Genomic DNA, 7155 nt, shown 5'->3' with positions numbered 1-7155 from the left:
TGAGCGATGCGCGGGTCGGCAGCTTCTTCGACAAGATGGCGCGGGCCGGCGTGGTGCGCCGCGACATCGACTTCCGCAAGGCCTACACGCTTCGCTTCATCAACAAGGGCGTCGGCCTCGATCTGCGGCCCAAGAATCAGTGATGGCCATCGGAGGTCGATGAGTCGCTGGCTGCCCATGCTTCGAGACGCTCGCGGCGCTCGCTCCTCAGCATGAGGTTGTTGTGTTTCAACAAGTTAAACCTCATCCTGAGGAGGCCACGAAGTGGCCGTCTCGAAGGATGGGCTGCAACAACGTTTAGAGAATTAGCGCGCGATGGCCGAGCCCGCAGCCCTCTCCGACCTTGGCGCACTTCGCGCCGGCCTCGCGGTCAGCCTGCGCGGCGTCACCAAGGTCTATGACAACGGCGTGGCGGCGCTCGGGCCGTTCGATCTCGACGTGCGCAAGGGGGAGTTCGTGTCGCTGCTCGGGCCGTCCGGCTGCGGCAAGTCGACAGCCCTGCGGCTGATCGCCGGCCTCAGCGCGCCGAGTTCGGGCAGTGTCAGCGTGGCGCGGCCTGTCAACGCGGCGCGGCCTGCAGCCGCCGGTGGCGCGGGGCAGTCGATCGGTTTCGTGTTTCAGGAGCCGACGCTGATGCCGTGGACCAGCGTGCGGGAAAATGTACGGCTGCCGCTGAAATTGTCGCACGCGCCGGCTCAGCAAGCGGCGGTGCGCGTCAGTGCGGCGCTGACCCAGGTGGGGCTTGCCGATTTCGCCGACGCCTATCCGCGCGAATTATCCGGTGGCATGAAGATGCGGGTGTCGCTGGCGCGCGCGCTGGTGACCGATCCCGATATCCTGTTGATGGACGAGCCGTTCGCGGCGCTCGACGAGATCACCCGTTTCAGGCTCAACAACGATCTGCTGGCGTTGTGGCGCAACTTGCGCAAGACCGTCATCTTCGTCACGCATTCGGTGTTCGAGTCGGTGTATCTGTCGCAGCGGGTGATCGTGATGAGCGCGCGCCCCGGCCGGATCGGCGCCGAGTTTCACATCGACGCGCCGGAGCCGCGCGCCGAGGAGTTTCGCACCTCCGCCGATTATGCCGGCTATTGCCGCACGGTTTCCAGCGCGCTGGCGCCGGCCTATCAAGGGCAGTCGGTCGGATGAGCGCCGCACCACCACCGCCATTGGCCGCGGCGCAGGCCAATATGGGCAGCCGCCCGCTTCTGCTCCTGCGTATCCTGCTTCCCGTGGTCGTGCTGGCGGCCGGCATTGCGGCCTGGGAACTCGTGGTGCGGCTCAACGATATCCCGCCCTATGTGCTGCCGGCGCCGTCGGTCGTGTTTCAGACCCTGATCAGCGACTGGCCGGTGCTGTCGCAATCGCTGCTGACCACGCTGTTGACCACGCTCCAGGGTTTCCTGGCCGCCGCGATTGGCGGCATCGTGCTGGCGCTGTTGTTCAACCAGTCGAAATGGCTGGAATATTCGCTGTTTCCCTATGCCGTGATCCTGCAGGTCACGCCGGTCATCGCGATCGCGCCGCTGCTCCTGATCTATCTGCCGCAGCAGACCGCCGTCGTCGCCTGCGCCTGGATCGTCGCGTTCTTTCCGGTGCTGTCCAACACCACGCTCGGGCTGAATTCGGTGGATCGCAATCTGGCCGGCCTGTTTCAGCTGTACGGCGCTTCCCCGCTGCAGACGCTGGCCTATCTCAAATTGCCGGCGGCTCTGCCGTATATTCTCGGCGGATTGCGGATCGCGGGCGGCCTGTCGCTGATCGGCGCCGTGGTCGCGGAAATCGCGGCCGGTTCCGCCGGCGCGGGGTCGGGGCTGGCCTACCGGATCGCCGAATCCGGCTATCGTCTCAACATTCCCCGAATGTTCGCCGCCCTGCTGCTGCTCTCGGCGGCGGGGATTGTCATTTATGCGCTGCTGGCGCTAACCTCGCATCTGGTGCTGCGGCGCTGGCACGAGAGTGCGCTTGGAAAGGACAACTGATGGCTGCCGGTAACATTTCTTCGGAAAAAATCGATCTGCTGATCTATGGGCCGGGCAGGCCCATTCTCCAGAACGGTTTTTCCGACCAGTTCGTCCTGCATGCGGCCGAAACCAAGCATGATCTCGAGCGACTGGCGGCTGTGGCGGAGAAAGTCCGCGGCATCGCCGTCACCTATCACACCGTGAGCGCCGACAAATCGGCGCTGGCGCTGTTTCCGAAGCTCGAAATCGTCTCCTCGTTCGGCGTCGGCTACGACCACGTCGATTCCACCTATGCCCGCGAACACGATATCGTCGTCACCAATACGCCCGACGTGCTGACCGAGGAGGTCGCCGACGTCGCGATGGGGCTTCTGATCGCGACCTTGCGTGAATTCGTCAAGGCCGACCGTTATCTGCGCTCCGGGCTCTGGAACACGCAGAACTATCCCCTCAGCGTCGGCTCGCTGCGCGACCGCAAGGTCGGCATCGTCGGCATGGGCCGGATCGGCCAGGCGATCGGCCGCCGGCTCGACGCCTCGCGCGTGCCCGTGATGTATCATTCGCGCAAGCCCGCCGCCGACGTGTCCTACAAGCACTATCCCGACCTGATCGAGATGGCGAAGGCGGTCGATACCTTGATCGTGATCGTGCCGGGAGGGGCCGCGACCGCCAACCTGATCAACGCCGAGGTGTTGAAGGCGCTGGGACCGCGCGGCGTCGTCATCAACGTGGCGCGTGGTTCTGTTGTCGACGAGCAGGCCCTGATCGCGGCGCTGAAGTCGGGCACCATTCTGGCCGCCGGGCTCGACGTGTTCGCCAAGGAACCGGCGGTGCCGGAGGAATTGCGCGCCATGCAGAATGTCGTGCTGTTGCCGCATATCGGCTCGGCTTCGGTGGTAACGCGCAACGCGATGGATCAACTGGTGGTCGACAATCTGAAAGCCTGGTTCTCCGGCAAGCCGCCGCTGACGCCGGTCGCGGAAACGCCGGTGAAAGGCCGCTGATGACGCGACGTTGCTCTGGCATCGTGCTGCCGGCGCTGTTGGCATTGCTCGCCGCCGCTACGCCGGCGCGATCGCAGGATGCCGCAACCCTGAAGAAGGAAATGATCGGCCAGTGGGAGCTTTCGACCACCGAGCGCGGCAAGACCTGCGTGGTGACGCTGAAGGCTGACTCCTCGCCGCAGGGCTTCAAGCTCGAACTGGAGCCGGGTTGCGGGGCGGCGCTGCCCTTCACCCGGGATATCACCGCCTGGTCCATCAAGGGACTGGATATCGTGCGGCTGCAGGATGCCGCGGGGCAGCCCGTGATCGACTTCACCGAGGTCGAGAGCGGGATTTTCGAGGGCCTGAGACAGGGTGAGGGCATCTACATCCTGCAGAACCTCGCCGCCGCGCGCTCGCTGGCCAAATCGATGGATCAGATGATCGGCGACTGGTCGATGGTGCGCGGCAAGGGCGTGGTGATCTGCGGCCTGACGCTGACCAATACCGAGGCCGACCAGGACAATTTCGAGGTGTTTCTCAAGCCGAGATGCGATCCCGCGGTCGCGGCCTTCGCACCGACCAAATGGCGGCTCGATCGCGGCCAGATGATCCTGATGTCGGCCAAGGGCGACATCTGGCAGTTCGAGGCCGACGACAATGCGCAGTGGCGGCGGGTGCCTGACAGCGCCGATCCCCTGATCATGCTGCGGCAGTAGATCTCCGAACTGGTCCGGAGGGTGCGGTGTCGGCCCCGTGATCGACTGGCCGGTTTTTTTGCTGATTTATTTTCCCATTCCATGTCGATCCGCCGCCGGCAGGTTCGTCTTATCCCAATAGCGAGACAGTTCCGCAGGGCTTGGGGTCCGCGGCTCGCCTCAGAGGAGTTCTCACCATGCGCTTCATGTCTATCGTCACCTCCGCCCACACCGATATGCCGACGCCGGAACTGATGGAGGCGATGGGCAAGCTCGCCGACCGCGAGATCAAGGCCGGCCGCATGATCGACATGGGCAGGCTGATGCCGCTTGAGACCGGTGCGCAGGTGCGCATCAGGGACGGCGAGCTCAGCGTGATCGACGGCCCCTTCGTCGAGGCCGCTTTGCGGAAGCCCGCGCCGCGTTCGAGGCGGCGGCGGAACTCGCGAGCAACCGGCGCGAGCAGACGTTTCTCCGGCGCCGCGCGGCGGAAGCGGCGAACTCGTAATGACTGGTGGCAGTAATTGCCGCGGTCATGGCTGTTCGTGGTAGTGAAAAGCCGAATCTGCCGGAGCAACGCGCATGACCGATTTCGAGGACGAGCAGCCTCCCGCGGTGGGAGCCTTCTGGATCAAGGAGGAAGATTATCCGGCACTGCTTAAAATCTTCGACGATGGCGACAAGCTGCCGCCGACCTGGAAAGAATGGCTGAAGATCGCCGAGGAAATGGAGCAGGGCCTAACGGCCTATGGTCACGTCGTGCTGCGCGTTCCGATCGATCCCGCCACGTTCCCGGACTGGTGCGCCGCCCATGACGTGCGCCCGGGCAGCGCCGGACGCCGAAAGTTCGTCGCGGCGGCGGTCACCGAGCGATACGGCGATCAAACCTGACTGAATTCGCGCCCTAAAACCCGGACGAGACCTGGTTGCGGTCGACCGCGGCGCCGGCGCGAGAGCGCCGGACGTTGCTCACGAGCGCGCCGGGCTTGTCCTCGTTGGCGGGCTTCGCGGTGGCCAGCCGCAGCACGGCGGCATAGTTCGGCTGCACTTCCATCCGCGCCGCGTATGGGCTGCGCGAGAGGATCTCGTGCACGCGCGGCAGGTTGTAGCAGGGCACGTAGAACAGCAGATGATGTTCGAGATGATAGTTGACGTAGTAGGGCGCGATGAACAGCCGCTCGAGGAAGCCGGCATGCGTGGTGCGGGTGTTGCGCAGGGGATCGTTGCTGTCGGGCACGACGGCATGTTCGGCGATGTTGCGGATGCGGGTGATCACCATCATCCAGGTCATCAGCGGCAATAGCCAGAGCAGCGGATAGGCCCACCAGATGCCGGCCGCGGCGAGGCCGGCCAGGAAACCCAGATTGAACAGGATTTGCGGACCGAGCTTTTGCCAGAAATGCGCGGCGCGCTGCGCCGGCGGCCACGAGGCGTCGCCGAGCGCGTTGAGCAATTGCGCCTTGCGCTGCGCAAAACCGGTCTGGCCCGAAATATCGCGCCAGAACTTGCGCCGATAGCTCGGCCGCGTGATCGGGAACGGCGCCGACAGGATCAGGTCGGGATCGTCCTCCTGCTGGGTGCGGGCGTGGTGCTGCAAATGATAGCGGCGATAGGCCTTGGTCTCGGCGAACACCGGCCAGGCGCAGAACCACTGGCTCAGCAACAGGTTCAGCTTCTCGTTTTTCGACAGGCAGCCATGGGCGCCGTCATGCATCAGGATCGCGAGCCCGAGCTGGCGCGAGCCGATGATCGCAACCGCCAGGATAAAGGTAAGCGGATTGGGCCACACCGCCACCATCGCGATCGAACCCAAAATCAATGTCCATGCATGCGCGATCAAAGCGACGCTCTTCCAGGTCGACCGTGTGCGGACCTCGACGAGCTCCTGCTCGCTCATGATGTCGCGGGCGCGCATGCGAAGTGCGGTCATGGCGTTTCCTTCCTAGCCCTCGGGCAAATCGCTCGGAGCGGAATTTCCTGTCTTGACGAGCCTGAGCCGCGCGGCTTCGGCAGGCGCATCGGCTTGCGGGCCGAGCAGGCGCAGCATCTCGGCGGCGAGGTCGTCGGCTGAGCGGCCCATCGCCTGGCCTTCCAGGGTGACGCCGATCGCGATAGTCCAGAACAGCCGCGCGCTGGTTTCGGGATCGAGCCGCGACTGCCAGCCACGCGCCGCCATCTCGGCGGCATAGGCGCGCAAGCCTTCGGCGTGCAGCCGTTCGACCGTTCGCTCCACCAGCGGCGCCAGATCCTGGCGGCGGCGGGTCAGCGTCATCGCCTCGACGAAGAAGCCGACGGCGTCCGCGCCCATCACGCTGTCGACCAGCGCGCGCGTGTAGTCCGGCGGCGAGAGTTGTTTGCCGGCATGCTGCTCGGCTGCGCGCGCCACATAGAGCACGTCACGGCAGGCGGCCTCGACGAACAGCGCTTCCTTGGTGCGAAAGTAATAGGTGATCTGGCTCGGAAAGGCGTCGGCCGCGGCCGCAATCGCGGCAATCGAGACCGCCGCCAGCCCTTGCTCCTTGAACAGCCGGCTCGCGGTATCGAGCAGCCGCGAGCGCATTTGCCGGCCCGCCGTCCGCGTCGCGCGTACGGTGTGCTTGGGATCGCGCAAACGATCGCTGCTGGAACCGCCCCTCATGCGTCCTCGTGCTCGCGCCAACGCCGCCATTATAGAGGCTTTTTGCAGTTTGTATGTTATACAAACAAGTCAGTCAAGGCGACCGATGAGTCACTGCTGTCGCGCGACTTCCAATCGATGCTGATCTCGCGCTCGCGCTGCGACGGCATGTCGCGCGAAAGTCAGGGATTTTCCCCTGATGCCCGCAAAAAACCCGCAGCCGCATGCTATTGCCGTGCGGACCGTTCACCGAGAACGGTGATGACAAGCCTTCGAACTGGAGCCCGCTTGCTGTTTCCCTCCGACCTCACCTCGTTCTTCGAGCTCATCCGCCAGCACGGCAATACGGTCTACAGCCTGATGTTCGCGTACGCGTCGTCGCACAGCCTGCTGCTGACGCTGTTCGCGGGTTACGCGTCGCATTCGGGCGCGCTGAGTTTCGGTAGCGTCATCGCGGTGTGCTGGATCGGCAGCTTCGCCGGCGATGTCATCCGCTTCTGGATCGGGCGGCGTTACGGCACGCGCTGGCTCGGATCGTCCGCCTCCACCTCCAGGATTACGCGCGCGGTGCAGACCGCGGCCCGGCTGGCCGACCGTCACTACATCTGGATGATCCTGCTGCACCGCTACCCGCATGGCATTCGCGGCGTCGCCGGCTTTGCCTACGGGATGTCGCGGCTGCCCTGGTCCACCTTCCTCGCGCTCAATTTCGTCGCGGCGGGCCTTTGGTCCTGCGTGACGGTCTCGGCTGGCTATGCCTTCGGCCACGTCTCGGAGAAAGTGATGAGCGACGCCTCGTCGGGCCTCGGCCTGGTGATGCTGGTGCTGTTCCTCGGCGCCTCCTGGCTCGTGAGCAAGAAGCTCGAGCGGGTGGCCGAGCGGGCGACCTGAGG

Annotated in this window: 9 protein-coding genes and 1 pseudogene; 8 read left to right on the top strand and 2 right to left on the bottom strand. The window is 65.0% G+C overall.

Features of this window, described 5'->3' with window-relative positions; genetic code table 11:
* The 7 genes and pseudogenes from Q8N40_RS14315 to Q8N40_RS14285 form a co-directional block, all read left to right on the top strand.
* Positions 1 to 143, top strand: a pseudogene (locus Q8N40_RS14315) (ABC transporter substrate-binding protein); the annotation flags it as partial.
* Positions 144 to 315: 172 nt separating this feature from the next.
* Positions 316 to 1149, top strand: coding sequence for an ABC transporter ATP-binding protein (locus Q8N40_RS14310; protein ID WP_305712285.1), 834 nt, complete (start codon positions 316 to 318; stop codon positions 1147 to 1149).
* A gap of 41 nt (positions 1150 to 1190) precedes the next feature.
* Positions 1191 to 1982 carry an ABC transporter permease gene (locus Q8N40_RS14305; RefSeq protein ID WP_305318000.1) on the top strand — a complete coding sequence of 264 codons (792 nt, stop codon included), beginning with the start codon at positions 1191 to 1193 and terminating at the stop codon, positions 1980 to 1982.
* Positions 1982 to 2968, top strand: a complete 987-nt coding sequence (locus Q8N40_RS14300) for a 2-hydroxyacid dehydrogenase (RefSeq protein WP_305712284.1) — start codon at positions 1982 to 1984, stop codon at positions 2966 to 2968. The genes Q8N40_RS14305 and Q8N40_RS14300 overlap by 1 nt, the downstream gene beginning before the upstream one ends.
* Positions 2968 to 3666: an AprI/Inh family metalloprotease inhibitor gene (locus Q8N40_RS14295; RefSeq protein ID WP_305712283.1), complete on the top strand. Its 699-nt coding sequence runs from the start codon at positions 2968 to 2970 to the stop codon at positions 3664 to 3666. The genes Q8N40_RS14300 and Q8N40_RS14295 overlap by 1 nt, the downstream gene beginning before the upstream one ends.
* A gap of 176 nt (positions 3667 to 3842) precedes the next feature.
* A complete protein-coding gene (locus Q8N40_RS14290) occupies positions 3843 to 4169 on the top strand; it encodes a YciI family protein (protein WP_305712282.1) in 327 nt (108 codons plus the stop codon).
* A gap of 58 nt (positions 4170 to 4227) precedes the next feature.
* Positions 4228 to 4536, top strand: a complete 309-nt coding sequence (locus Q8N40_RS14285; RefSeq protein ID WP_305317990.1) for a hypothetical protein — start codon at positions 4228 to 4230, stop codon at positions 4534 to 4536.
* A gap of 13 nt (positions 4537 to 4549) precedes the next feature.
* Here the strand turns inward: Q8N40_RS14285 and Q8N40_RS14280 are convergent, their stop codons facing one another.
* Together Q8N40_RS14280 and Q8N40_RS14275 are read right to left on the bottom strand one after the other, a co-directional pair.
* Entirely contained in the window at positions 4550 to 5575 is a 1026-nt protein-coding gene (locus Q8N40_RS14280) for a fatty acid desaturase family protein (RefSeq protein ID WP_305712281.1), read from the bottom strand.
* Between the two features lie 12 nt (positions 5576 to 5587).
* Complete coding sequence (locus tag Q8N40_RS14275) at positions 5588 to 6283, bottom strand: TetR/AcrR family transcriptional regulator C-terminal domain-containing protein (RefSeq protein ID WP_305712280.1); 696 nt, start codon at positions 6281 to 6283, stop codon at positions 5588 to 5590.
* Positions 6284 to 6523: 240 nt separating this feature from the next.
* On the opposite strand from Q8N40_RS14275, the gene Q8N40_RS14270 reads away from it, so the two are divergent.
* Positions 6524 to 7153, top strand: coding sequence for a DedA family protein (locus tag Q8N40_RS14270; RefSeq protein ID WP_305712279.1), 630 nt, complete (start codon positions 6524 to 6526; stop codon positions 7151 to 7153).
* The last annotated feature ends 2 nt before the right edge of the window (positions 7154 to 7155 follow it).

Origin of the sequence: Bradyrhizobium sp., assembly GCF_030693485.1 — a bacterium.
Lineage (GTDB): Bacteria > Pseudomonadota > Alphaproteobacteria > Rhizobiales > Xanthobacteraceae > Bradyrhizobium.
Note: the sequence above shows the minus strand (reverse complement) of the source record. Positions and strands in the feature narration are given on the sequence as shown.